General features: G+C 70.0%; 19 protein-coding genes. All 19 read left to right on the forward strand.

The genetic code is table 11. The features are described 5' to 3' along the window. The first annotated feature begins 50 nt into the window (after positions 1-50). The 19 genes from rimP to G6O69_RS27345 all read left to right on the forward strand — a co-directional run bounded on the left by rimP (position 51) and on the right by G6O69_RS27345 (position 26,251). Positions 51-740: a ribosome maturation factor RimP gene (rimP, locus tag G6O69_RS27255; RefSeq protein WP_176397122.1), complete on the forward strand. Its 690-nt coding sequence runs from the start codon at positions 51-53 to the stop codon at positions 738-740. A 14-nt stretch (positions 741-754) separates the two neighbouring features. After that, on the forward strand, positions 755-2,143 hold the full coding sequence (gene nusA / locus G6O69_RS27260; RefSeq protein ID WP_172306431.1) for a transcription termination factor NusA: 1,389 nt from the start codon (positions 755-757) through the stop codon (positions 2,141-2,143). A 1-nt stretch (position 2,144) separates the two neighbouring features. Continuing rightward, entirely contained in the window at positions 2,145-2,570 is a 426-nt protein-coding gene (locus tag G6O69_RS27265; RefSeq protein ID WP_172306432.1) for a YlxR family protein, read from the forward strand. Next, positions 2,563-5,346 (forward strand): translation initiation factor IF-2, encoded by a 2,784-nt coding sequence (gene infB, locus G6O69_RS27270; RefSeq protein ID WP_172306433.1) that lies wholly within the window; start codon positions 2,563-2,565, stop codon positions 5,344-5,346. Before G6O69_RS27265 ends, infB begins: the two co-directional genes overlap by 8 nt. A gap of 32 nt (positions 5,347-5,378) precedes the next feature. Beyond that, a complete protein-coding gene (rbfA, locus tag G6O69_RS27275; RefSeq protein WP_172306434.1) occupies positions 5,379-5,813 on the forward strand; it encodes a 30S ribosome-binding factor RbfA in 435 nt (144 codons plus the stop codon). Next, complete coding sequence (gene truB / locus G6O69_RS27280) at positions 5,794-7,104, forward strand: tRNA pseudouridine(55) synthase TruB (protein ID WP_172306435.1); 1,311 nt, start codon at positions 5,794-5,796, stop codon at positions 7,102-7,104. The genes rbfA and truB overlap by 20 nt, the downstream gene beginning before the upstream one ends. Positions 7,105-7,189: 85 nt before the next feature. Then, positions 7,190-7,459: a 30S ribosomal protein S15 gene (gene rpsO / locus G6O69_RS27285; protein ID WP_172306436.1), complete on the forward strand. Its 270-nt coding sequence runs from the start codon at positions 7,190-7,192 to the stop codon at positions 7,457-7,459. A 222-nt stretch (positions 7,460-7,681) separates the two neighbouring features. Next, positions 7,682-9,781 (forward strand): polyribonucleotide nucleotidyltransferase, encoded by a 2,100-nt coding sequence (pnp, locus tag G6O69_RS27290; protein ID WP_172306437.1) that lies wholly within the window; start codon positions 7,682-7,684, stop codon positions 9,779-9,781. A gap of 33 nt (positions 9,782-9,814) precedes the next feature. Continuing rightward, positions 9,815-10,279, forward strand: a complete 465-nt coding sequence (dut, locus tag G6O69_RS27295; RefSeq protein ID WP_172306438.1) for a dUTP diphosphatase — start codon at positions 9,815-9,817, stop codon at positions 10,277-10,279. Between the two features lie 239 nt (positions 10,280-10,518). Beyond that, on the forward strand, positions 10,519-11,127 hold the full coding sequence (gene rpsD, locus G6O69_RS27300) for a 30S ribosomal protein S4 (RefSeq protein ID WP_172306439.1): 609 nt from the start codon (positions 10,519-10,521) through the stop codon (positions 11,125-11,127). A 30-nt stretch (positions 11,128-11,157) separates the two neighbouring features. Continuing rightward, positions 11,158-11,496, forward strand: coding sequence for a hypothetical protein (locus G6O69_RS27305; RefSeq protein WP_172306440.1), 339 nt, complete (start codon positions 11,158-11,160; stop codon positions 11,494-11,496). Between the two features lie 30 nt (positions 11,497-11,526). After that, a complete protein-coding gene (locus tag G6O69_RS27310; RefSeq protein WP_172306441.1) occupies positions 11,527-12,507 on the forward strand; it encodes a phosphoribosylaminoimidazolesuccinocarboxamide synthase in 981 nt (326 codons plus the stop codon). 113 nt (positions 12,508-12,620) lie between these two features. Further along, positions 12,621-14,054 carry an amidophosphoribosyltransferase gene (gene purF / locus G6O69_RS27315; protein WP_172306442.1) on the forward strand — a complete coding sequence of 478 codons (1,434 nt, stop codon included), beginning with the start codon at positions 12,621-12,623 and terminating at the stop codon, positions 14,052-14,054. 114 nt (positions 14,055-14,168) lie between these two features. Then, positions 14,169-15,273 (forward strand): peptide chain release factor 2 gene (prfB, locus tag G6O69_RS27320; protein ID WP_346017155.1). Its coding sequence is split into 2 segments (ribosomal slippage): positions 14,169-14,222 and positions 14,224-15,273, totalling 1,104 coding nucleotides; the frame shifts between segments, so codons are not numbered across the junction. A 44-nt stretch (positions 15,274-15,317) separates the two neighbouring features. Next, the gene (locus G6O69_RS27325) at positions 15,318-17,594 is read left to right on the forward strand and encodes an FtsX-like permease family protein (protein ID WP_172306444.1); all 2,277 of its coding nucleotides are present in this window, start codon (positions 15,318-15,320) and stop codon (positions 17,592-17,594) included. Position 17,595: 1 nt separating this feature from the next. Then, positions 17,596-18,714 carry an FAD:protein FMN transferase gene (locus tag G6O69_RS27330; RefSeq protein ID WP_217909920.1) on the forward strand — a complete coding sequence of 373 codons (1,119 nt, stop codon included), beginning with the start codon at positions 17,596-17,598 and terminating at the stop codon, positions 18,712-18,714. Next, on the forward strand, positions 18,711-18,938 hold the full coding sequence (locus G6O69_RS27335) for a hypothetical protein (protein ID WP_176397123.1): 228 nt from the start codon (positions 18,711-18,713) through the stop codon (positions 18,936-18,938). Before G6O69_RS27330 ends, G6O69_RS27335 begins: the two co-directional genes overlap by 4 nt. Positions 18,939-20,237: 1,299 nt before the next feature. Further along, positions 20,238-21,824, forward strand: a complete 1,587-nt coding sequence (locus G6O69_RS27340; protein WP_346017089.1) for an exonuclease SbcCD subunit D C-terminal domain-containing protein — start codon at positions 20,238-20,240, stop codon at positions 21,822-21,824. Continuing rightward, a complete protein-coding gene (locus G6O69_RS27345; RefSeq protein WP_172306446.1) occupies positions 21,821-26,251 on the forward strand; it encodes an AAA family ATPase in 4,431 nt (1,476 codons plus the stop codon). The genes G6O69_RS27340 and G6O69_RS27345 overlap by 4 nt, the downstream gene beginning before the upstream one ends.

The raw sequence follows: 26,251 nt of genomic DNA on the forward strand, positions 1-26,251 counted from the left end.
GGGCCCACCCTAGCCAGCTGCGGAACATGTCGGGGGAAGAGCGAGCTCCTATGACCCCACCTCCCAACAGCAGCGCCAACGGGCGATCTCCTGCCGCCGATCCTGCCAGCTCTGGCATGGACGGTGGCGCCGGGGAGCGCCGTGAGAGCGCGGGTCGGGATGCGGAAGGGGCGCCCATGGGTGGCAAGAGCGCAGCCGAACTGCTCGAGGCCGCCATCGATCCGATGGTCGTCGACATGGGCTTCGAGTTGCTGCTCCTCGAGTGGCTCGGATCCGGCAAGCGCCGGGTGTTGCGCATCTTCCTCGACCACGCTGACCAGGGCACTGGCGTGACGGTCGCGGACTGCACGCGCATGGCCAGGATCATCGGCGACGGCCTCGACGCGGTCGAAGCCAACGCGACGGCGGGGGAGGGCGACGTCGACCCTGCTCTGGCCGCGCTCCTGTCCCGGGCCTACACGCTCGAGGTCTCCTCGCCGGGGGTCGATCGTCCCCTGGCAAAGCGCTCGCACTTCGCCGCGCAGATTGGCGCCCGGGTCAAGATCAAGACCCTCGAGCCGCTCGAGGCCGAGAGCAACGAGCGCAACTTCCACGGTCGATTGCTCGCGGTCACCGCCGACGAGGCGGCCCCCGACGACCCGCGTCGCGGCGTCGTGACCATCCACGATGACGAGCGCGGCCGCACGCTCGACATCCCCTTGCCCCTCATCCGCCGGGCCAATCTGGTCTGGGAGGGCTGAGCCCCGAGAAACGAATGGAAGAGAACGTCAACCTCAGCACGGTCCTAGACGCGGTCTGCCAAGAGAAGAACATCTCCCGCGATGTCCTGATCGACACCGTCGAACAGGCGGTCGCCACGGCGGCCAAGCGGGTCTTCGTCGACCGCGAGATCGAGGCCAGCTTCGACCCGGAGACTGGCAACGTGAACCTCTTCCAGGTGCTCTACGTGGTCGAGAACGTCGAGCTGTCGATGCGCGAGATCAGCGTCGAGCAGGCGCGGCGCTCGGGCCTCGAGGCGGAGGTTGGCGACGAGCTGCTCTTCCAGATCTTCTACCTCGAGGAAGACCAGAAGCAGGCCGAGGCCCAGGCCAAGCAGTACCCGGAGATCCCGGCGCTCCAGAAGGTCAACACCGCCTTCGGTCGGATCGCTGCGCAGACCGCCAAGCAGGTCATCATCCAGCGCGTCCGCGAGGCCGAGCGGGAGAACCTCTACGACCGCTACAAGGACAAGAAGGGCGAGCTGATGACCGGCATCGTCCGTCGCTTCGAGCGCGGCTCGATCATCGTCGAGGTCGACAACGGCCGCGCCGAGGCGATCTTGCCCTCGCGCGACCAGGTCCCCCGCGAGTCCCTGCGCCCGGGCGACCGCATCGTCGCCTACGTCAAGGACGTCGACAAGTCGGCCCGCGGCCCGCAGATCATCCTCTCGCGCACGCACAAGGGCCTGGTCGAGAAGCTCTTCGAGCACGAGGTCCCCGAGATCTTCGAGGGCATCGTGCGCATCGAGGCCTGCGCCCGCGAGCCCGGGGCGCGCTCGAAGATCGCCGTGTCCAGCCGCGACCGCGACGTCGACCCGGTCGGCGCCTGCGTGGGTATGCGCGGCAGCCGGGTCCAGGCCGTGGTCCAGGAGCTGCGCGGCGAGAAGATCGACATCGTGCCCTTCGACGACGACCCGGCCCGCTTCGTGTGCAACGCGATCCAGCCGGCCCAGGTCTCGCGCGTGCTGATCGACGCCGAGCGCCACACCATGGAGCTGGTCGTCCCCGACGACAAGCTCAGCCTGGCCATCGGCAAAAAGGGCCAGAACGTGCGCCTGGCCTCGCGGCTGACCGGCTGGCGCATCGACATCCACTCGCAGAGCAAGATCCGCGAGATGGAGCGGCGCAGCCGCGCCGAGATGGCCGCGATCCCCGGCGTCGGTCGGGACATGGCCCTGCAACTATTCGAACTCGGCTGGCGGTCCTTGCGTGACCTCGCCGTCGCCAACATCGACGAGCTCGCCCAGGTGGTCGGCTCGGGCGACGAGGCCGAGCGGATCATCGACACCGCGAACGACGCGGCGTCGGGCAACATCGAGCTCGAGGTGGTCTACGACGCGGAGGAGGAAGAGGACGAGGAGCTCGAACAGGGGGGTGACGCCTGATATGCCGGAGCGAACCTGCATTGGCTGTCGCGCACGTCGTGCGCAGGTGGACATGCTCCGCTTTCGTCGCCGGGATGACGGCGACATCGTCCCGTCGACCATCGATCGCCGGCGTCGGGGCCGTAGCGCCTACCTGTGCCCGAGCCGTGCCTGCCTCTCGCAGGCTCGCAAGCGCCGAGCATTCCCGCGTGCCTTCGCCCGTAGTGGCGCGGTGCGCCTCGATCCCCAGGCCGACGCTGTCTGGGAGGTTTTGTGGTCGGCGGCCGCCGACGAGTTGCGTAGCGAGCTCGAGTTGCTCGCGCGCACAACCCCCGAGCCCGCCACGCATCCACGGCGGCGACGACTCGAAGCGCTCCTGGACAACCTTTCCGCCGACGGCCTCGAAGCTGGGTCCGCGGTGACGGAGGGAGGCCCCAACCATGGCTAAGATCCGTATCTACGAGCTCGCCCGCGAGCTGGGCATCGAAAACAACAAAGACCTCGTGGCCGAGGTTCGTGGCCTCGGCATCGAGTGCAAGAGCGTGATGAGCACGCTCACCGACGAGCAGGCCGATCGCGTCCGTCGTCACCACGGCCAGTCCGGCGGTGGCAGCAACAGCGCTGGCAGCGCTAACAGCGCCAGCAGCGGTGGCGGTGGCGGTGGCGAGGCCCCAGGCAAGCGGAGGGGACCCAAGGTCATCCGTCGCAAGGCCGCAGGTCCGCGACCGGCGGTCAAGGAGCGCGAGAAAGAGCGCGAGCGCGAGGAGGCCCAGCGGGCCGCCGAGCCTGCGCCCGCTCCGACCCCCGCGTCCACGCCCGTGATCCGTCGGACGCGTCGCGCCGACGAGGCCGAGGCCGCCCAGGGCGAGTCGAGCCAGGGCGAGCGCCGCGACCCCGCGGCCCGCGACGCGGGGACACAGCCGATGACGCAGCGCGAGGACGCGGACACCGCCGCGTCCGAGGAGGAGCCCGTCGAGGAGAAGCGCGCGGTGCCGCAGGTCGGTCAGCGCATCGCGCTTCCGCCGGGGACCCGCCGCTTCCGCGACGGCCTCGCTGCCAAGATCGAGGCCCGCGAGGAGGCCGAGGAGCAGCGTCGGCGCGTGGAGGAAGAGGCCGCCCGCCATCGCGCCCGCGAGGAGGCCGAGGCCAAGAAGCGCGCCGACGCCGAGGCCAAGAAGCGCGAGGCCGCGGCCACGCGTGACGATGGTCGCTCTGGCGCCGTGGTCCGCAACGAGGACGGGGTCATCGTCGCCGCCGCGCCCAAGCGCTCGGAGCCGAAGATCCTCGGCTTCATCCCGCTTCAGAACACCTCGCGTCGCCGCGAAGTGATCATCACCGAGGCCAACAAGGGCCGCACCGCGGGCCGGGCCACGGCTCGCAAGATGCGCGAGGAGCGGGCTCAGGCTCGCGGCCGCCGCTCGCGGGCGCGTCCGCGCCGTGATCGCGGCGGGGTCAAGCAAGTCTCGACCGTCGAGATGAGCGAGGCCAAGAAGCGCATCCGCGTCGACGAGGTCATCCAGCTGTCCGACATGGCCCACCAGATGGGCGCCAAGGCCTCGCGCCTGGTCCGGACCCTGTGGGGGATGGGCATGCGCAACGTGACCATCAACTCCGCCATCGACGTCGAGATGGCCGAGCTGGTCGCGGCCGAGTTCGGCTACACCATCGAGAACGTCTCCTTCCAGGAGGACGACCTGCTCGCCGACTACGGCGAGGGCGAGGGCGAGCTGCGTGCGCCGGTGGTCACCATCATGGGCCACGTCGACCACGGTAAGACGACGCTGCTCGACTACGTGCGCGACGCCAGCGTGGCCTCGGGCGAGGCTGGCGGCATCACCCAGCACATCGGGGCCTACCGGGTCGAGACCGACCAGGGTCCGGTGGTGTTCATCGACACCCCCGGTCACGAGGCCTTCACCGCCATGCGTGAGCGCGGCGCGGCCGTCACCGACATCATCGTGTTGATCGTCGCCGCCGACGACGGCGTGATGCCCACGACTCAGGAGGCCATCAAGCACGCCAACGAAGCCGGCGTGCCGATCATCGTGGCCATCAACAAGATCGACAAGCCCGAGGCCAACGTCGGCCGCGTCGAGCAGATGCTCATGAAGGAGGGCCTCGTCGGTGAGAACTACGGCGGCGAGACGGCGATCTGCCACATCTCCGCCAAGAAGGGTGACGGCGTCGAGGCCCTGCTCGAGCTGCTCGCGGTGCAGGCCGAGGTCCTCGAGCTGCGCGCGCCCTACGATGGCGCCGCCGCCGGTACGGTGATCGAGTCTCGCGTCGACAAGGGGCGCGGCACCGTGGCCACCGTGCTGGTCCAGGCCGGCAAGCTCAAGAAGGGCGACATCGTCGTCGCCAACGAGTGCAGCGGCAAGGTCCGCAGCCTGTTCACGCCCACGGGCAAGAAGGTCAAGTCGGCCACGCCCTCCACCCCGGTGGAGATCCTCGGCCTCGACGGGGCGCCACCGGCCGGTGAGCGCTTCCACGTGGTCGAGTCGGAGCGCGACGCTCGTCAGCTCGTGGCCCACCGCCGCGAGGTCCGACGCCGCAAGGAGAGCGTGCTCTCCGGGCCCTCGCTGCTCGAGCGCATCAAGAGCAAGAAGGTCCCCGCGCTCAAGATCGTGCTCAAGGCCGACGTCCAGGGCTCGGCCGAGGCGCTCAAGGAGACCCTCGAGACCCTGTCCGTGGACAAGGTCCGCGTCGAGGTCATCCACGCGGGCGTCGGCGCCATCAACGAGACCGACGTCAAGCTGGCGATCGCCGCCGACAACCCGCTGATCATCGGCTTCAACGTCAAGACCGTGGGCAAGGCCGCGCCGCTGGCCGAGCACGAGAAGATCCCAATCGAGACCTTCTCGGTCATCTACGAGGCCACCGATCGCATCCGCGAGCGGATGATCGACCTGCTCGAGCCGGAGTACCGCGAGGTCGAGCTCGGCGAGGCCGAGGTCCGGGCGCTCTTCCCCATCCCGCGTCTCGGCGTCGTCGCCGGTTGCCGCGTGATCAAGGGCAAGGTCACCCGCAACAGCCACGTCCGCGTGCGCCGCGAGAAGAAGATCATCCACGTCGGCAAGATCGGCTCGCTGCGCGTGTTCAAGGACGACGTCCGCGAGGTCAAGGAAGGCCAGGAGTGCGGCATCGTGGTCGACGACTTCGGCGACGTGCAGCCCGAGGACGTGCTCGAGGCCTTCGAGCTGGAGACCATCCGCCCGGAGCTCTGAGCTCGGGCTGACCAGGCACAGCGAGGACACGCATGTCTCGTCGTCAACATCGAGTCGAGGAGCTGCTCCGCCGCGAGCTCGCTCAGATGCTGATCCACGGCGAGCTGCGTGACCCTCGGCTGCACCCGACCAGCGCGGTCGGGATCACCGGCGTCGAGGTCAGCGGTGACCTCGGCGTGGCCAAGATCTACGTCGACGTGCTCACCGAGGCGCTGCGCATCGACGCCGTCATCTCGGCGCTACAGTCGGGGGCGGGGTTGATCCGCAGCAAGCTCGCCGATCGCGTGCAGCTGCGGCGCATGCCCGAGCTGCGCTTCCTCCACGATCAGAGCATCGAGCGCGGCAACCGGGTAGAGGCCATCCTCAGCGAGCTGCGTGACTCTGCCGCCGTCCCCGTTTCGGAGGGGGCAGTGGAGGCCGCAGGCGAAGGGGAGGGCGGCGAAGACAATGGGCAGGGGCAAGGCTAGGAGCCCGCGCTTCACGGGGGTCCTGCTCGTCGACAAGCCCCTGGGTCCGACCTCCCACGACGTCGTCAGCTGGGTGCGTTGGGCGCTGCGCGAGCGCGCGGTCGGACACTGCGGGACCCTGGATCCAGCGGCCAGCGGCCTGCTGATCCTGTGCGTGGGCGAGGCGACCAAGCTGGTCGAGAATTTCACCGGGGTCGACAAGCGCTACCACGCCCGCTTCGTGCTCGGCTGCTCCACGACCACCGCCGACGCCGTGGGCGAGATCCTCGCAGAGGCTCCGCTCCCCGCGGGCACCCTCGAGCGGGCCGCCGAGGTCCTCGAGGAGATGTGCGGCGAGCTCGAGCTGCCCCCGCCGGCCTACTCGGCCGTGCGCGTCGACGGCCGGCGCGCCCACACCATGGCCAGGGCAGGGGAGGACCCCAAGCTCGCGCCGCGGCCCATGGCGATCCGCCAGGTGCGCGTGGGGGACAGCGGCCTCGACGAGGAGCGCGGGTGGATCGAGGCCGAGCTCGAGGTCTCCAAGGGCACCTACGTGCGCTCGCTGGCCGAGGAGCTCGGGCGTCGCCTGGGGGTCCCCGCGCACTTGGGGGCCCTTCGACGGCTCAGCTGCGGCGCGCTGCGGGTCGAGGACGCCCTCGGTGGTCTCACCGGGCGCCGCCTCGACGACCCGGAAGTGGGCGGGCGCCCGCGCTGGCGCGTCGAGATCGCCAGGGACGAGCGCCAGGAGGGATCCGGGGACAACGCCGAGGACCGTCCCGAATCCGGCCCCGAGCAGGGAGCCGGACATGAAGGCCGCTCGGAGTCGATGTTCGACTCGGCGAGCGAGCCCGGTGAGCCCGCTGTCGGGGCACAGATTGTCGGGGCTCAGATTGTCGGGGCGCAGATTGTTGGAGATCCCGAGCAGGGCGCCAGCCGCGGTTCGGGCCACGACGCGCGATCTCGGGCGGCTGCGGCAATCCTGGCTCACCTCGAGGCCCCCTGGGTCTGGCTGCCATTTCCCGCCGTCGTGTTGCGCGGCGGCGCGCACCTGGCGGACTTCGAGCGCCTCACTCGCGGTCAGGCCCTCGACCTCGACGACGCGCTGTGCGGGCGCCTGGGCCTCTCGCGGCCAGATGACGCCGCTCAGAGCTCCTGCGCGCCCGAGGGGCCCTGTGCCCTCGTGGAGCCCTCGGTGGCGCGAATGATCCTCGTCGAGGCGTCCCATGGCCAGCTCACCCCCCGCCGGCTGCTCCGCCTCGACGCCCTCCCCAAGCGTGATTCACCTCCTAGCCGCGTCGTCGACGACAGTTGACAGCGCAACGCGGGGCCACGATGCTCCGCATTCGAATCGACCGAACGAATTTTGCCGGGGGAGGTCCCCGGAAGAGAGAACGAAAATGTCCCTTTCAGCTGATCGCAAGTCCGAGATCATCGGTAAGTTCAAGCGGCATGACGGCGACACTGCCTCCCCCGAGGTTCAGATCGCCCTGCTGACCGAGCGCATCAACCACCTGACGGAGCACTTCCGCACGCACAAGAAAGACCACCACGGTCGCCGCGGTCTGCTCAAACTCGTCGGCCAGCGCCGGCGCCTGCTCGATTATCTTCGCTCGCGCGACTTCGATCGCTACCGGTCGCTGATCGGGGAGCTCAACATCCGCAAGTAGCCACGAGGCGTCGTTCGGCCTCGGACGCTGTCGGCTCCCGAATCAATCGTGGAAGCCGGCAGCGTTTCGGTGCATGTGCACGCTCGGCTCTGCGGAGCCTGGAGCGCACACGCACGCGAGGGCCCGAGCGCGCCAAGTCGAGGCTGACGGGCGCCCGGGCCGACCGCTGTCGAGGCCCGCGCTGCGTCCGTGCCAGGCACCGGCAGCGTTGGAGCTAGAAAAATGGAAGTCATTCGAGAAGTCGCAAAGATCGGCGATCGCGAGATCACCCTCGAGACCGGCAAGATCGCCAAGCAGGCCAACTCCGTCATCCTGACCTTGGGTGATACGGCGGTGCTCGTCGCGGTGACGATGAGCCGCGAGCCCAAGGATCTTCCCTTCATGCCCCTGACCGTGGAGTTCCGCGAGGCGAACGCGGCCGCGGGCAAGATCCCCGGGGGCTACTTCAAGCGCGAGGGTCGTCCGACCGAGAAGGAGATCCTGACCTGTCGGCTCACCGACCGGCCGATCCGCCCGCTCTTCCCCAAGGGCTACCGCTACGACACGCAGGTCATCGCCCACGTGCTCAGCCACGACCTGCAAAACGAGCCCGACGTGCTGGCGATGACCGGCGCCTCCGCGGGCCTGATGCTCAGCCCCGCGCCCTGGGCCGGGCCGGTCGCGGGCATCCGCGTCGCCCGCGTCGACGGCGAGCTGATCGCCTTCCCGACCTTCGACGAGATCGGCCGCTCGGACCTCAACTTGATCGTCTCCTGCAGCCGCGACGCCATCGTGATGGTCGAGGCCGGGGCCGAGCAGGTCTCCGAGGCCGAGATGATCGACGCGCTGATGTTCGCCAAGGAGCAGTCGCTGCCGCTGATCGAGGCCCAGGAGCGCCTGCGCGAGCGCGCCGGCAAGACCAAGCTCGAGTGGGTCGAGCCCGAGGTCGACACGGCCTTCCGCGACGCCGTCATGGGCAAGGCCCGCGAGCGCATGGTCGCGGCCCTCGAGATCTTCGGGAAGCACGAGCGCCACGAGGCGATCAGCGCCCTCAAGGGCACGATCATCGCCGAGCTCGGCGAGGACGGGATCGCCCGCCGCGATGAGGTCGGCGCCGCTCTCGGCAAGCTCGAGAAGCAGATCGTCCGCAAGAACATCGTCGCTGGCAAGCGCCTCGGCGGCCGCGGCCCCGCGGACATCCGCGATCTCTTCATCGAGATCCACCCCTTCGAGCGCCCCCACGGCTCGGCGCTCTTCCAGCGCGGCGAGACCCAGGCGATCGTCACCACTACCTTGGGCACCGAGCGCGACGCACAGCGCCTCGACACCATCCGTGGCGACATCAACAACACCTTCTTGCTGCACTACAACTTCCCGCCCTACAGCGTCGGCGAGGCCCGCCCGATGCGCGGCACGTCGCGCCGCGAGATCGGCCACGGCGCCCTGGCGCATCGCGCCATCGAGACGCTGCTGCCCGACAGCGAGGCGTTCCCCTACACGATCCGCGTGGTCTCGGACACGACCGAGTCCAACGGCTCGAGCTCCATGGCCGCCGTCTGCGGCGGCTGCCTGAGCCTGATGGACGCCGGTGTGCCCATCGAGGCCCCGGTCGCGGGCATCGCCATGGGCCTGATCCAGGAGGGCGAGGACATCGTCGTGCTCTCGGACATCCTGGGCGACGAGGACCACCTCGGCGACATGGACTTCAAGTGCTGCGGCACCGCCAAGGGCATCACCGCCCTGCAGATGGACATCAAGATCCACGGGCTGACCCGCGAGATCCTCGAGCGCGCCCTCGAGCAGGCTCGCCTCGGCCGCCTGCACATCCTCGAGGCCATGCTCGCCAAGATCGAGAAGCCCCGCGAGGAGATCAGTCGCTACGCCCCGCGCGTCGAGAGCATGTGGGTCAAGATCGACAAGATCCGCTCGATCATCGGCCCCGGCGGCAAGGTCATCCGTGGGATCACGGAGCAGACCGGCGTCGTCATCAACATCAACGACGACGGCCGGGTGACCCTGGCCTCCGCCGACATCGACGCCATCGAGCGCGCCAAGGCGATCATCGAGGGTCTGACCTTCGAGGCCGAGCCCGGCCAGTTCTACAACGGCGTGGTCAAGCGGATCGTCGACTTCGGCGCCTTCGTGGAGATCATGCCCGGGACCGACGGCCTCGTGCACATCTCGGAGCTCGAGAACCGCCGCGTCGACCAGGTCACCGACGTCCTCTCCGAGGGCGATGACGTGGTCGTCAAGGTCATCAACGTCGACGACACCGGGCGCATCCGCCTGAGTCGCAAGCAGGCCTTCGGGGTCGACCCCGACGAGGTCCTGAACCTGCGCTGAGCCACGGGCTCGAGCAACGAGGGGCGCACCACCATGACCCACCACGGTGACCACGCCCCGCCGGTGCAGCTTCGCCGCTTGCACCCGCAGGCCCGCCTGCCTCGCCGCATGAGCGCCGGGGCGGCGGGCCTCGATCTTTTCGCCTGCCTGCCCGAGGGCCCGCTGCGCCTCGAGCCGGGGGAGCGCGGCCTGGTGCCCACGGGCTGGGCGCTGGCGATCCCCATGGGCTACGAGGGCCAGGTCCGCCCGCGCTCGGGCCTCGCCCTGCGTCAGGGGCTCACGGTGCTCAACGCACCCGGGACCATCGACGCCGACTACCGCGGGGAGCTGCGGGTGCTGCTGGTCAACTTCGGCCAGGAGCCCGTGGTGCTCTCCCACGAAGATCGGGTGGCGCAGCTGGTGATCGCCGCGGTCTCGATGTGCGGGGTCGAGGAGGTCGAGGCGCTGCCGGATGGTGGGGAGCGGGGCGCCGCTGGCTTCGGGAGCACCGGGGTCTGAGTCGCCGCCGCGCGACGCCCATATCGAACGATAGTCTCTGCGGCCGAGGCCGACGACGCTTCCGATGGTGTGCCAGCCGAGGTGCACCGCTGGATCGAGCGTCTGATATTGGTTGATTCGTGTCGCTCGGTGTCGTGGTGCCGCAGTGGGGCCGCTGCGGTGAAAGGCGTGAAAAATATCTCTGTTTATGAAATTGATTTTAATTATCAATTTCCTTAGATTGGTCTCGAGAACGCCAAATGAGTCGCTATCGAGGTCCCAGGCTCCGTAAATGCCGCCGCGTCGACGCCGAACTTCCGGGGCTCACCCGGAAGTCCTATGAGCGTCGACCCTATCCGCCGGGGCAGCACGGCCAAAAGCGCCGGAGGCGGCCAAGCGAATTCGCCCACCAGCTCAACGAGAAGCAGAAGCTGCTGTTCAACTACGGGCTGCGAGAGCGGCAGCTGGCGCGCCTGGTCGAGGAGGCCAAGCGCAGCCGCAAGGTCACGGGGGAGCGCTTGCTGGAGCTGCTCGAGAGTCGCCTGGACAACGTGGTCTTCCGCGCCGGCTTCGCGCCCACGATCCCCGCGGCGCGCCAACTGGTGAACCATCGGCACATCACCGTGGACGGGGACTGGGTGGATATCGCGTCCTACCGAGTGTCGCCTGGTCAGATCATCGCGCCGCGTGACCGGCGAAAGATCCTCGCGCTGGTGCGTGAGAACCTGGCGTCGCCGAGCTTGCCGGCGCCCGAGTGGTTGACCGTCGACACACAAAAGCCGAGCGCCACGGTGGTCGGCGAGCCACGAGCGAGCTCGAGCCCGCTCGACGTCGACGTGCAGCTGGTGGTCGAATTTTACTCCCGTTGAGGGTTGCTGGATGAAGGTGAGGTCGCAGCGATGAACGAGACCATGTGGAACATCGACGCGGGAGCGCGCGAGCGCCTCGAGCGGGCTGAGCAGGCGATGTGGGCGACAGTGGCGCGCTTTGGGCCGACGCCGAGGCTTCAGCGGGCGATGCTCTCGGCGCTCGACGGCCAGCCGCTACGGGGGCAGGGGAGGGCGTCGAAGACCCTCTATGATCTGGTTCGAGAGCTGATCGACTCGGGCATCGACGAGCAGGTGGTCCGCTACGTGGTCCTCGACAGCTTCCGGATCGCCGGCGTGATCTGGGAGGCCTATCAGGACGGCTACCGGGCGGGCGTCGAGAGCGTGACACCCCGGCAGGAGTGGGCCTGAGGTCGCGCTTTTGCTAGCGTCGCGTCCGCCATGCCCGTCACCCGCGAGCTCCTGCAACACGTCATCGACGAGGGCCTGGTCCTCGACGCGCTCCCCGAAGACTTCGATCGCCTCGGCGAGCGCTACAGCGGCAAGGTCCGCGAGAACTTCAGCACCCACGGCGGCGAGCGGATCATCGTGGTCAGCGATCGCGTCAGCGCCTTCGACTGCGTGCTGGGGACGATCCCCTTCAAGGGCCAGGTGCTCAACGCCCTCGCCGCGCACTGGTTCGAGGCCACCGCGGCGCTCTTCCCCAACCACCTGATCGAGGTCGCCGACCCGGCAGCGATCAGGGCTGTGGAGTGCCGCCCGATCCCCATCGAGATGGTGGTCCGCGGCTACCTCACCGGCTCGAGCTCGACGAGCATCTGGCGGGCCTACGAGCGCGGGTATCGCGAGTTTTGCGGTCACGAGCTCCCCGGGAGGATGCGCCGCCACGAGAAGCTGCGCTTCAACATCGTCACACCCACGACCAAGGCCAGGAAGGGCGAGCACGACCTCAACACCAGCAAGCAGGCGCTGGTCAGGACCAAGGTGATCGAGCTCGAGCTCTACAACGAGCTCGAGCGCCGCTGCCTGGCGCTCTTCGCCGAGGGCCAGCGCCTCGCGGCCGAGCGCGGGCTGATCCTCGCCGACACCAAGTACGAGCTCGGCCGCCGCCCCGACGGCGAGATCGTACTCATCGACGAGATCCACACCCCCGACAGCTCGCGCTACTGGTACGCCGAGAGCTACGAGCGGGCGATGTCACGCGGTGAGAGCCCGCGCGCCCTCGACAAGGAGTACGTGCGCACCTGGCTGATCGAGCAGGGCTTCGACGGCGAGGGCGTGCCGCCGAGCCTGCCCGACGAGGTCCGCATCGAGGCGGCGATGCGCTACGTGGAGGCCTACGAGCGCGTGACCGGGAAGACCTTCGAGCCCGACCTCCGCCCGCCGCTGCCGCGGCTGCGCGAGGCGCTGAAGCTGGGCTGAGGCGCCGGCTCGCGCTCGCCGCGGGCAAGCGTGTCGGCTGTGAGCGCACGCCCTGCACGCTAGGGGTCCCGCGCGTCCGGCGGCAGCGGAATCGTGCTACCCCCGTGTCGCCCATGTGTGGCGTCTTTGGCATCTTCAACCACGCCGAGGCCGCGAACCTCGCCTACCTCGGGCTCCACGCCCTCCAACACCGCGGGCAGGAGTCGGCCGGGGTGGTCAGCAACGACAGCGGCACCCTGCACGCCGTGCGTCAGATGGGCCTGGTGGCGGACGTCTTCGACGCTCGGCGCCTGGCGCTGCTGCCCGGGCGGATCGCCGTCGGCCACGTCCGCTACACCACGGCGGGCGGCTCGCTGCCCAAGAACATCCAGCCGCTGACGGTCGAGTATCACAGCGGATCGGTCGCCATCGCGCACAACGGCAACCTCGTCAACGCTGACGAGATCCGCGATCGCCTCGAGCACGAAGGCTCGATCTTCTACACGAACTCGGACACCGAGGTGATCCTCCAGCTCATGGCTCGCAGCCACGAGCGCGACTGGGTCGACAACCTCTTCGCCGCGCTGGCGCAGCTGCGGGGGGCGTTCAGTTTGGTCGTGAGCGCCGGCGATCGCCTGGTCGCCGCCCGCGACCCCCACGGCTTTCGCCCGCTGATCCTCGGGCGGATCCGCGGCCAGCACTCGCACCCGCGCTACGGCAAGGACGCCTGGGTGGTCGCCTCGGAGACCTGTGCCTTCGATCTGATCGACGCCGAGAAGGTCCGCGACATCGAGCCCGGCGAGCTCCTGGTGATCGACGGCGACGGCCTGCACAGCAGCCGGCTCAAGCCGCAGCCGCGGCGCTTTTGCGTGTTCGAGCACGTCTACTTCGCCCGACCCGACAGCGCCCTCGACGACGTCGCCGTCTACGAGGCCCGCGTGGCCATGGGTCGCGCGCTGGCCCGCGAGGCCCCGGCCGAGGCCGACGTGGTCATCCCCGTGCCCGACTCGGGCGTGGTCGCGGCCCTGGGCTACGCCAAGGAGGCCGGGCTGCCCTTCGAGATGGGGCTGATCCGCAACCACTACGTGGGCCGGACCTTCATCGAGCCCAAGGACTCGATCCGCCACTTCGGGGTCAAGCTCAAGCTCAACGCCTTGCCTGCGCTGCTCGCGGGCAAGCGCGTGGTCGTCGTCGACGACTCCATCGTTCGCGGCACGACCTCGCGCAAGATCGTCAAGATGATCCGCGCCGCCGGAGCCAGCGAGGTCCACGTGCGCATCTCCTCGCCGCCGGTCTCGGGGCCCTGCTACTACGGCATCGACACGCCGACGCGCGCCGAGCTGATCGCCTCGAGCTACTCCGTGGACGAGACCGCGCGCTTCATCGAGGCCGACAGCCTCGGCTACCTCAGCCCCGAGGGCCTGCTGGATGCCGTGCGCCGCGAGTCGGGCGAAGCAGAGAGCGGCGACGTCGACGAGGGCTACTGCTCGGCCTGCTTCACGGGTCGCTACCCCGTCGAGCTTCCGGCCTCCGCGGGTCGGCGGCAGCTGCGGCTGATCGAGGTCTGAGAGGGTGCATGTCCGGCCCGCCACGTGGACACGGGCCGGATTGCACACGACCGCGGTTGCGGCTAGCGTTCGCCGGCCATGAGCGACCTACATACCCCCGAGCACGCCAAGGTGATGGATCTGGTCTCCCGGCTGGACGACCGCATCGGCGAGTTGCGGAGGCATCTTTGACTACGAAGCGAAGCTAGAGCTCCTCGAGGAGTACGAGATCGCCACGGCGGATCCGGAGTTTTGGGGCGACAACGATCGCGCCCAAAAGATCCTTCGCGAGCAGGCCACGCTCAAGAAGCTCGTCGAGCAGATCGACGAGGCCCAGTCCGCCCTGAGCGATAGCCGGGACCTCTACGAGCTCGCCCGCGAGGAGAGCGACGACGAGAGCCTGCGCGAGGCGTGGACGGGCCTGGAGCAGGCCGACGCGCTGGTCGGCAAGCTCGAGTTCCGGCGCATGCTGGGCGGCGCCCACGATCAGGACAGCGCGCTGCTGTCGATCAACGCCGGCGCTGGCGGCGTCGACAGCCAGGACTGGGCCGAGATGCTCCTGCGCATGTACCAGCGCTGGGGTGAGCGCCACGGCTTCGAGGTCAAGATCCTCGACGTGCAAGAGGGCGAGCAGGCGGGCATCCGCGGCGCGGATCTGTCGATCGAGGGCGAGTACGCCTACGGCTGGCTGCGCTCCGAGATCGGCGTGCACCGCCTGGTCCGGATCTCGCCCTTCGACTCCCAGGCCCGGCGCCAGACCAGCTTCGCCAGCGTCATGGTCCTCCCGGACCTCGGCGAGGACTCGGACTTCGACATCGAGGTCAACCCGGCGGACCTGCGCATCGACAAGTACCGCTCGTCGGGCGCCGGCGGCCAGCACGTCAACAAGACGGAGTCGGCCGTTCGCCTGACCCACCTGCCCACCAACATCGTCGTCGCCTGCCAGATGGAGCGCTCGCAGCACAAGAACATGGCCACGGCCATGCGCATGCTCAAGGCCAAGCTCTGGGACCTCGAGCAGCAAAAGCGCGAGCAAGAGATCTCGGCGCTCGAGGGCGACAAGAAGGCCATCGAGTGGGGCAGCCAGATTCGCTCCTACGTCATCCACCCCTATCAGCAGGTCAACGACCACCGCACGGAGCTCAAGCAGTCCAACGTCGACGCCGTGCTCGACGGTGACCTGGACTCGTTCATGGAGGCCTTCTTGCTGATGCAGGGGGGCAAGGGGTCGGCCAACTAGCGGCCCCCAACTCTCGGTCACCCCCCCTCAAGGAACAGCAGATCATGGCCGGCCCACGTATGCACGCCCTCGAGTGGCGCATCGCCTGGCGGCACCTACGTGCTGGCGAGCGTCACCCTGCCTGGGTCGACGCGCTCACCGGGGTCGCCGTGTTCATCATCCTCATCGGCCTGGGCTTCGTGTTCTGGGCCGCGCACCTCGGCCCCGCGCCCGAGCCGGGGGAGCAGCTCTTCTCCGCGGCGGTCGCCACCGCGCAGCAGCGCCAGTTTGGCGTGTTTGGCGGAGCGAGCATCGCGCTGGGGGGCATGCTCCTGGTGCTCGCGGCCCTGGCCCGCTTCTTCAACCTCCTGGCCACGCTCATCACGATGTCCGTGCTCCTGGGCTGCATGGCCCTGGTCGTGGTGCTCTCGCTGATGAGCGGCCTCGAGGTCGACCTGCGCGACAAGATCCTCGCCCAAAAGGCCCACATGCGGGTCTCCGGGGCCACGGGCAACCGCTTCACGGACTACGAGGAGCTCGTCGAGGCCATCTCGGCCCTCGACGAGGTCGCGGGGGCCAACCCCTACCTCGAGGCCGAGATCATGGTCCGCAGCGGGATCAACCGTCAGGGCGCGGTGCTCCTCGGCGTCCAGCCCGAGCGCCTGCTCTCGGTCTCGAGCCTGGCCGAGATCATGCGCGAGGGCAGCTTCGAGTCCCTCGAGCACCCCGAGGACATCCCCGATCCCGACCCCTTTGGGCTGTCGAACACCGAGACGCCGTGGCGCCTGCGCCATCTGGATAAGGGATCGGACAGCGCGGACGACAAGACCCCGGCCAAGACGCAGCCCGAGACGAAGAAGACCGAGACGAAGAAGACCGAGACGAAGAAGACCGAGACCACGGGATCGGGCTCTTCGCTCGGCCAGCGCCGCGGGCTCTCTCCTTCGCTCGACCTCGACAGTGACAGTGACAGTGACGAGGACGAGGACGAGGACGGCGACGCCGGTGACAGCGATGGCGATGTTGGTGGCAGCGAGGCAAAGGGCCTCTCGGGTGTCAGCTTGCCGCCGCCTCCGCCGGCCGAGCTCTTCGGTCGCCCCGGCGGCGGCCTCCCGGGTCCCTTCGGCCCCAGCGGTCTGCCCTCACTGAAGGACAACGACGACGACGACGGGGACGACGAGGGCTGGGAGGACCCGGTCGAGGCCCTCGGGATCGAGAATGGGAGCGGCACGAAGGCTCGGGCCGGCGATCCCCAGGGAGAGGACGACTGGGGCGAGGGGGGCGACGGCTGGGAGGACCCCAGCGATGTCCTCGAGCTCCCGGACGGCCAGGGGGACGGCGCCGACTCCGAGGCAGGGGGGGACGAGTCCGGCGAAGACGATTCTGGCGAAGACGAGTCTGGCGAAGACAGCGAGTCCGTAGAGGGGGTCGTGGATCCGATCCTCCTCGGCCGCGAGCTCGCAAACGAGCTCGCCGTGGGCGTCGGATCTCGCGTCCAGTTGATCACCCCGGTGGGTCGCCTGACCCCCGCGGGCCGGGTCCCGGGCATCCTGGCGGCCAAGGTCGGCGGCGTCTTTCACTCGGGGATGTACGAGTACGACCGCAAGAACGTGTACATCCCGCTGCCCGTCGCGCAGGCATTCTTGCGCACGGGCGCGCGCATCTCGGGTATCGAGGTCAAGCTCCACGACGTCGACGCCATGGCCGCGGGCAAGCGCGCCGTGGACCTCGAGCTCCGCCGCCTGGGTCGGACGCAGCCCTTCATCGGCCGGATTCTGACCGCGACCTCCGCGGGGATCGAGTCCGACGAGCAGCGCGAGGCCCTCCGCACCGCGCTGGGGATCGCGAACGAGGACGGCCAGCTGATCGTCGAGACCTGGGAGGACCTCAACCGAAACCTGTTCTCGGCGATGTTCCTCGAGAAGATCGCCATGTTCGTGGCGCTGCTCTTCGTCGTCTTGGTCGCGAGCTTCGGGATCTTGGCCTCGAACCTGATGAGCGTGCTCGAGAAGAGCAAGGAGATCGCCATCCTCAAGGCCATGGGCAGCCAAGATCAGCTGATCTTGCGGGTGTTCGTGGCCGAGGGCCTGGTCCTCGGGGTGCTCGGGGCGGTGGGCGGCATCTCCGTGGGTCTGGCGCTGTGCTGGGCTCTGGACACGTTTGGGGTGCCCTTCAACGAGAACGTCTATTACATCGAGCGGCTGCCGGTGGTGGTGAACCCCGCGGAGGTCGCCCTCGTCGGCGTGGCCGCCCTGGCGATCGTGTGGCTGTCGAGCATCTACCCCGCGCGGGTGGCCTCGCGCATGCGCCCCATCGACGGGCTGCGTCAGCAGGACAAGTAGGATGAGCCGCCCTGCACCCAAGCCGCTCGCGCTCGTGTTGATCGGCTTGCTCGGCCTGGCTGGGTTGGTGTGGATGATCTGGCCGCGGCCGCCGGCGCTCGAGCAGGGCGCCGTGGCGGGCGACGCCGGCGAGGCCACCTGGGAGCTGCGCCACCTCGAGGGCAAGGCCAGCTTGCGCGGCCCGACCATGGGCACGAGCTACTCGGTGGTCCTGGCGGGGGAGGGCCTCGAGGCCGAGCCGATCGCCGCCGCGCTGGAGGCCGTCGACGCCGAACTCGCCGCGGTCAACGCCGAGATGTCGACCTATCTGGAGGACTCGGCGCTCTCGCGCTTCAACGCCGCGGGCGCCGGCGAGCCCTTCGCCGCCTCCGCGCATCTGATCGCGGTCGTCGCCGCAGCCAAGGACATCAGCGAGCGCTCGAGTGGCGCCTTCGACGTGACCGTGGGCCCTCTGGTCGACGCGTGGGGCTTTGGCCCGGATCCCCGGCAGCGGCGCGAGCTCGAGGCGGACGAGATCGCGGCTCTGCGCGCGCGGGTCGGCGACGAGAAGCTGCGCGTCGACGTCGACGCCGGGGTCCTGGAGAAGAGCGTGGCCGGCCTGCGCGTGGATCTCTCGGCGATCGCCAAGGGGCACGGCTGTGATCGCGTGGCGGCGGTCCTCGATGGCCTGGGCTTCGAGCGCTACATGGTCGAGGTCGGCGGGGAGGTGCGGGCGCGTGGGCTCAACCCCGAGGGGGAGCCGTGGCGGATCGGGATCGAGCGCCCAACAGCCGACGCCGAGGGCGCACGGGCGGTGCAGGCGATCCTGCCGCTGCGCGACGCCTGCGCAGCCACGAGCGGGGACTACCGCAACTACTGGGAGGTCGACGGCGTCCGCTATTCGCACACCGTCGATCCGCGCACGGGTCGCCCCATCGAGCACAGCCTCGCCAGCGTGACGGTGGTCCATCCCGACTCCGCGGCGCTCGCCGACGGGTGGGCGACGGCGCTCAACGTCCTGGGACCGGACGAGGGCCTGGCCCTGGCCAAGTCCGAGGGGCTCGCGGCATACTTCCTGGTGCGCGAGGCCGAGGGCTTCTCGGTTCGCCAGACTTCAGCTTTCGAGGCGCTCTTGCCATGACCATCGTGCTCCTGACCATCGTCATCGTCGCGCTCCTCATGGGGGGGATGGCGGTGGGTGTGATCTTCTCGAACAAGCCTCTGAAGGGATCTTGTGGTGGTGTCGGGGGGAGCTGCGCGTGCGAGGAGGCGGGGACGCCGGGGGCTTGTAAGACGGATGGGGACGGGGAGCTCGAGGGGCGCTTCAAGGCGCCTGGGGAATTGATGCAGCTGCGCAAGGGGTGAGGGCTCGTTCGAGCGGGCTGCTCGCGGTCATGGGGGGCGGTATGCGGGGGGCTTTGCTTCGAGAGGTGGACCGCGGCCTGTTCGGCGGAAGCCTTCCCACCCCTGCGCTCTCGCCGGGAGGCGGGCGACCAACAAACGCAGCAGCATAGCCGGCTCGGTGCTCGGGGCGGGCCCCTTCCACTCGAGCGGCCTGCTCTACGTCTGCGAGGGGCATGCTGGTCCTCGCGGTCACGGCCCGTGGTCGAGGCGGTTTGGGGCGGTATGCGGGGGGCTTTGCTTCGAGAGGTGGACCGCGGCCTGTTCGGCGGAAGCCTTCCCACCCCTGCGCTCTCGCCGGGAGGCGGGCGACCAACAAACGCGGGAGCATAGCCGGCTCGGTGCTCGGGGCGGCCCCCTTCCACTCGAGCGGCCTGCTCTACGTCTGCGAGGGGCATGCTGGTCCTCGCGGTCATGGCCCGTGAGTGGGCCGTTCCGCTCGAGCGGCCTGCTCTACGTTTGCGAGGGGCATGCTGGTCCTCGCGGTCATGGCCCGTGTTCGAGGCGGTTGGGGGGCTGTTCTCCGTTTGCGAGAGGGATGCGGGGGGATGCCGGTCCTCGCAGTGATGGCTCATGGTCGAGGCCTCATGGGGAGGTCTGGACTGCGAGTCGAGACCCGGAGTCGGGGCTCGCTATGGGAGGGCTCTCAGCAAGCGCTGTGATGGCGAGGGGGGTCCGCTGGTCCCAGCGATCGTGTCTCGTGATAGCCCGATGTCTTGGAGGCGAGCGAACGATGACGCGCGCGGCATGGGGCAGGGCGTATCTCACTGATGAAGATCGCCACGTCGAGAACAGGGAGTTCGAGAGCAGCCTTGCGCGAGGACAACGGCATGTCCTTCGCAAACGTAGAGCAGGCCGCTCGAGCGGAAGGGGCCCGCGCCGAGCACCGAGCCGGCTATGCTGCTGCGTTTGTTGGTCGCCCGTCACCCGGCGAGAGCGCAGGGGTGGGAAGGCTTCCGCCGAACAGGCCGCGGTGTACCGCTAGCGAACAGTCGCCCGCAAACAGCCCGCCCGCGAACAGTCGCCCGCGAACAGTCGCCCGCGAACAGCCCGCCCGCGAACAGTCGCCCGCAAACAGTCGCCCGCAAACAGCCCGCCCGCAAACAGCCCCGGCGCCGCCCCCTCATCCCGCAAGCGCGACTCCTCCGAAGAGATCTCCAATCAACCTCCGCCCACTTTCTTCGAATACCCCCGCCCTCACCCTGCAGACGAGCTTTTACACCTTGCCTACACCCAATTCGTCCGCATCAATGGAGCGCTTTCGTGCTCCGCCTGCTCCATACCAGCGACTGGCACCTCGGCCACACTCTCCATGGTCGTGATCGCCGCTTCGAGCATCGCTGCTTCCTCGACTGGCTGCTCTCGACCCTCGTCGATACCCGGGCCGACGCCCTGTTGATCGCCGGTGATGTCTTCGAGACCGCCAACCCGCCGACCGCCGCGCTCGCGGAGCTGACTGGCTTCCTGGCCGAGCTTCGGCGGCGGCTGCCAAAACTCGACGTGGTGATCATCGCGGGGAACCACGACTCCGCTCAACGCCTCGATGCCCTGGCGCCGATGCTGGCCTTTGCTGGCATTCATGTGGTTGGAGCGCTGCCGCGGCACGAGGACGGGACGCTGGATGTCGAGCGCATGCTGATCCCGCTGCACGACGCCTCGGGTGCCGTGGTCGCTCAGCTGGCGGCGGTGCCCTTCCTGCGCGTCGCCGACCTCGAGCTCGGGGGAGGCGAGAAAGCGGGAGGTGAGGAGACCGAGGGCGAGAAGGCTGGAGGTGGGGAGGCGGAGACGCCGAGCGAGGCCGAGGGCGAGAAGGCTGGAGGTGGGGAGGCGGAGACGCCGAGCGAGGCCGAGGCCGAGGCCGAGGCCTGGCGTGGCGACCCGCTGATCCGCGGCGTCGGTGCCATCTATGCGCGGGTGCTGGCCGCCGCGCAGGCGCGGGCCGAGGCCGCCAAGGCCGAGGGCGGCTCCGAGCAGGCGTTGATCGCCACGGGGCACCTCTACATGCGCGGCGGCGAGCTGTCCGAGCTGTCCGAGCGCAAGGTCCTGGGGGGCAACCAGCACGCGATCCCCAGGGCGGTGTTCGCCGATCCCTGGGCCTACGTGGGCCTGGGCCACCTGCATCTGGCGCAGGCCGTGGAGCAGTCCGAGCAGGTCCGCTACAGCGGCTCGCCGATCCCGCTCTCGCTGAGTGAGGCGGACTACGAGCACCAGGTGTTGCTCGCCAGCTTCGAGGGCGACGAGCTGCAGCTTTGTCAGAGCTTCTTGGTGCCGCGAGCGGTGGAGATCCTGCGGCTGCCAGAGGCCGGGCCGGCGCCCCTCGATACGCTGCTCTTCGAGATCGCTCAGCTTCAGCTCGACGCAGAGCTGCCCAAGTCGCGCTGGCCGTGGCTCGAGGTCCGCGTGCTCCTCGACGGGCCGCGGCCGCAGCTGCGCGCGGAGATCGATCGTGCCTTGCGTTCGCTGCCGCTGCGCCTGCTCAAGATCGCCGTGGAGTACGCGGGCGAGGGCGGGAGCCTGGCCGACTTCCCGATCCGCCGTGAGCTGCGGCGAATCGATCCGCAGCAGGTGTTCGTGGACTGCCACGAGCGGGCCTACGGCGCGGCGCCCGACGACGCGCTGCTGGCTGCTTTTCACGAGCTGCGCGAGGCCGTGGCCGCGGGCGACCCTGCGGCGGCTCGGCTGGTGCCGCCGCCAGCGTCGGGGGAGGGGGCAGACGCGGGGGAGGGGGCAGACGCGGGGGAGGGGGCAGACGCGGGCGAGGAGGGCAGGGATGACGCGGGCGGGAGTGATGACGCGGACGGGAGTGATGACGCGAGCGGGGCAGGGCGTGACGAGGAGGGCGAGGCGTGAAGATCCTGGCGATCCGGGGCAAGAACCTGGCCAGCCTCGCGGGTCACTTCGAGGTCGATTTTTGTGAGCCGCCCCTGGATCGCGCGGGGCTGATCGCCATCACCGGGCCGACGGGCGCGGGCAAGTCGACGCTCCTCGACGCGATGTGCCTGGCGCTCTTCGATCGCACGCCTCGCTTCGCCAACCGCGGCGGCGTGGTCATCGGCGGCGCGGGCGACGACGGCGGGCTGCGGGCCACGGACGTGCGCGGGATCTTGCGTCATGGGGCCGCGGACGCCTGGGCCGAGGTCGACTTTCTGGGCGTGGACGATCACCGCTGGCGCGCGCGCTGGGAGGTTCGCCGGGCTCGCAATCGGGTCGAGGGGCGGATCCAGGCCCAGCAGATGCGACTGAGCCAGCTCGATCCGGGGCTCGGCTCGGAGCGCCCCGTGGAGGCGGGTCGCAAGTCGGACGTGCTCGCGGAGATCGAGGCGCGCCTGGGCCTGGACTTCGATCAGTTTCGCCGCTCGGTGCTCCTCGCTCAGGGCGAGTTCGCGGCCTTCTTGGAGGCGTCGGGCAACGAGCGCGCCGAGCTGCTCGAGCGCATGACGGGCACGGGGCTCTACCGCGAGCTCGGTCGGGCTGCCTTCGAGCGGGCGAAGATCGCCGAGCAAGAGCGGACCTTGCTCGAGCGCGAGCGCGAGCGGCTGACCCTGCTCGACGCGAGGGAGCGGGGGCGCCTGGACAGCCTGGCGCGCAACCTCGGTGCGCGCGTCAATGGTCTGGATGCGCGCCGCCGACGGCTGGACGCCCAGCTGCGCTGGCGTGGACGGCTGCGCGAGCTCGAGCAGGCGCACGGGGCTGCCAAGCGCGAGCTGGCGGCCTGGGACGCGCGGGTGGAGGAGCTGCGCGAGCTCGCCGAGGAGCTCGGGTGGATGGAGCGCCTGGCCCCGCTGCGTCGCCAGCTGCGTGAGCGCGATGGGCTGCGCCAGACGCTCGACGAGCGCGAGGAGGAGCTGCGCTTTCACCGTGGGGAGCAGGAGATCTACGCGGAGCAGCGCAAGCAGCAGGGCAAGGCCTTCGAGGCGGCGGAGGAGCTGCTCTCACGGACGCAGGAGCGGCGCCGTCGCGTGGCCCCGGAGCTGGAGCGGGCGCGGGAACTGGACGCGAGGCTGGGGGAGCTGAGCGCGGCGCGATCCAGGGCGGCCGAGAAGCTGGACGCGCTGCGGCCTCAGATCGCCCAGAGCGCCAAGGCGCTGGCGGAGATCCAGGACGCGCAGGTGCAGGTTCGAGCCAAGCGCGAGGCCTGCGAGCGCTGGATGCGTGAGCACCGGGAGCTGCGCGAGCTCGCGGATCAGTGGGGGCACTACAGCCTGCTGCTCCAGCATCAGCAGCGCGATCTCGCCCAATGTCGCGCGCTCCGCCGGGAGATCGCGGAGGAAAAGGGGCCGCAGCTCGAGCGCCTCGCGGTCGAGCTGCGCGGGGCGAAGGCGAAGCTCGAGGCGGCGGTGACACAGCGGGATCTCGCGCGGGGGCGGCTGCGTGCGGTCGAGAAGGCGCTCGCCGAGGCGCCAGGGATCGTCGAGCTGCGCGCGCGCTCGCGCAGGCAGGCGGAGCAGCAGGCGCGCGCGCGCGATCTGGGGAGGATCCAGGACGCGCTCGCGGACAACCGGCGGCGGGCGGAGCTCCTCGAGCAGGAGAAGGTCGCGCTCGTGGCCAAGCAAGACCGCCAGCTGGTGCGCAAGGGAGCGCTGGAGCGCGAGTTTGCGCGAGCGGAGGCCGCCTACGCGGAGGCTCGGCGGGCGCTGCGGCACCTCGAGGCGGTCCGCGACCTGGCGGAGCATCGCCGCGAGCTCCAGCCCGGCGAGCCATGTCCGCTGTGCGGCGCGGAGGAGCACCCCCTCGTCGATGGTGGTGAGCAGGCGGGCGGTGGGCCCGAGGACGATCGGCTCTCGGCTCAGCAGGCGCAGACAGAGGCGCTGCTGCGGGCGCGAGATGGCCACCAGCGCGAGCTCGGGGAGCTCGCCAGCGGGATCGCGGCGACCAGGGCGAGCCTGGAGCAGCTCTCGGCGCAGGAGAGGGCGCTCGAGCAGGGACGAGCCGAGCTGGGCGCGCGCTGGCGGGAGCTGAGCGCGGCCTTCGAGGCCGAAGAGCAGCGCGAGGCCGGTCGCGCTGGGCTCGAAGCCCCAGCCGAGGCGCCGAGTGCGGCGGCTGCGGGGGGGGCAGCACAGGCTGGACAGGCTGCTGGGGGGGAGGCCGAGGTGGGGGAGGCCGAGGTGGAGGAGGCAGGGAGCGAGGCGGCCAGGGATGAAGGTTCCAGGGCCGAGGCGCCCGAGGATGAGGCGCCCGAGGATGAGGCGCCCGAGGACGCTGATGAGCCCGAACAGATGGGGCAGCTCTCGCTCCTGAGCTATCTGGCGGCGCCCGAGCCTCCGCGACGGGGCGGATCCAAGGGATCGCGGTCGAAGTCGCGGGGATCAGCAGGTCGAGCAGCAGAATCTGGGGGGCGGGACTCGGAGCTGCACACGCAGGGATCGGCCGGCGATCCGCGAGGATCGAGCATGTACACGACGAGCGGGCTGCCCGTCGACGTCGAGGATCCACGCGCGCCCGCGGCCCTCGACGCGTGCGTCGCCGTGATCGAGGCGCGCGGCGAGGCGATCGAGCGTGATCAGAGCCGCGTCGACGCGCTGAGCGAGGATCGCACGGCCCGTCAGCTCGAAGTCGACGGCTGTGAAGCGCGCCTCGAGGGCTGCCGGCAGGCGCTCGAGCAGCTCACACGGGCGCGCGAGCCGCTCGAGCGGGCGATCGACAGGGATCGCGCGGAGATCGAGCGCCTCGAGCGGGAGATCGGCGAACGCCTGAGCGAGCTCGACAACACGATCACGCCGATCCTGCGGCGGATCGAGGGCGGTGACGGCCCTGACGCGGCTGATCCAGGGGCAGGCGAGGGGGCGGACAGCCGCGATCGCCTGGGAGCGCGGCTGAGCGAGGCCCCCAAGCCGCTGATCTCGACCCTGAACACGGCGCGGATGGGCTGGGAGGCGCGCGTCTCGGCCAGGGACGACGCGCGGGACGAGCTCGTCAACCTGGAGAACCGCCAGGTGGCGCTGGTGAGCGTCCTGGCGAGCCGGCGCGAGACCGAGGACAGCCTGGTGTCCGAGCTGGAGGCCATCGACGCCAAGATCGCGGGGATACAGGAGGCGCGCCGCGGGCTCTTCGAGGGTCGCCCGGCGGCGGAGGTCGAGCGCGAGCTGGAGGGGGAGGTCGCCCTGGCTCGAGGGGAGCGGGAGCGCTGCAAGGACGCGGTGGCCAAGCTCGACGTGGACCTGCGTGGACGCCGGGCGCAGATCCACGCCCTCGAGAACCAGCTCGAGGAGCTGCGCGGGCGCTTCGAGGCGGCGGCCAAGGAGACGGAGGTGGCCCTGGCCGGGGCCGCCCTGGAGCAGGCGCGCCTGGATACGCTGCTCTCCGACGAGGCGCGCTGGGCCGAGGAGCGTCTGCGTGACGAGCGCGAGCGCGTCGAGGCGGCGCGGGCCGGTCGGGCGAGGGCGCTGACGGTGGTCGAGGAGCGTGAGCGGGTCCTGGGCGAGCACCGCGCAGGACGCCCCGAGGGCGACGCCGCACCCGAAGACACGCGGGGAGGGGGCGAAGACACTCGGGGAGGGGGCGAAAACACTCGGGGAGGGGGCGAAGACACTCGGGGAGGGGGCGAAGACACTCGGGGAGGGGGCGAAAACACGCGTGGGACGGGCGAGGCAGAGGATTCTCCCGAGGCGGTGGCCGAGGCCCTCGCGGCCCTGGAGGCGGAGTCGACGATCCTCCGCAGCCAGCTGGTCGAGGTCGAGATCGAGCTGCGCCGCGACGCCGAGGCGCGCGCGCGGGCGGAGGCCATGGCGCCCAAGCTGGCGGCGGCCCAGCGCGAGGCCGAGATCTGGGGGCGCCTGCGCGACACCATCGGCAGCGCCTCGGGCGACAAATTCCAGCGCTTCGCCCAGTCCCTGACCCTGGAGCTGCTCTTGGCCCAGGCCAACGCCCAGCTGCGCGAGCTCAAGCCGCGCTACGCCCTGGCCAGGGTGCCGATGCACGATCTCGAGCTGCAGCTCATCGACCACGACCTCGGCGACGAGGTCCGCAGCATCCGTGGCCTGTCCGGGGGCGAGAAATTTCTGGTCTCGCTGGCGCTGGCGCTGGCGCTGGCGAGTTTGTCGGCCGAGGACTGTCGCATCGACTCGCTGTTCATCGACGAGGGCTTTGGCAGCCTCGACGCCCACAGCCTCGACGTGGCGGTCAGCACCCTCGACGCGCTCCAGGCCGAGGGCCGGCAGATCGGGGTGATCTCCCATGTCCCCGGGCTCGCAGAGCGCGTGGGCGTGGAGATCCGGGTCGAGCCGCAGTCGTCGGGGCGCAGCTCGATCAGCGTCGTGGGTGTGGGAAATACTGCGTGA

The organism is Pseudenhygromyxa sp. WMMC2535, from assembly GCF_011083025.2.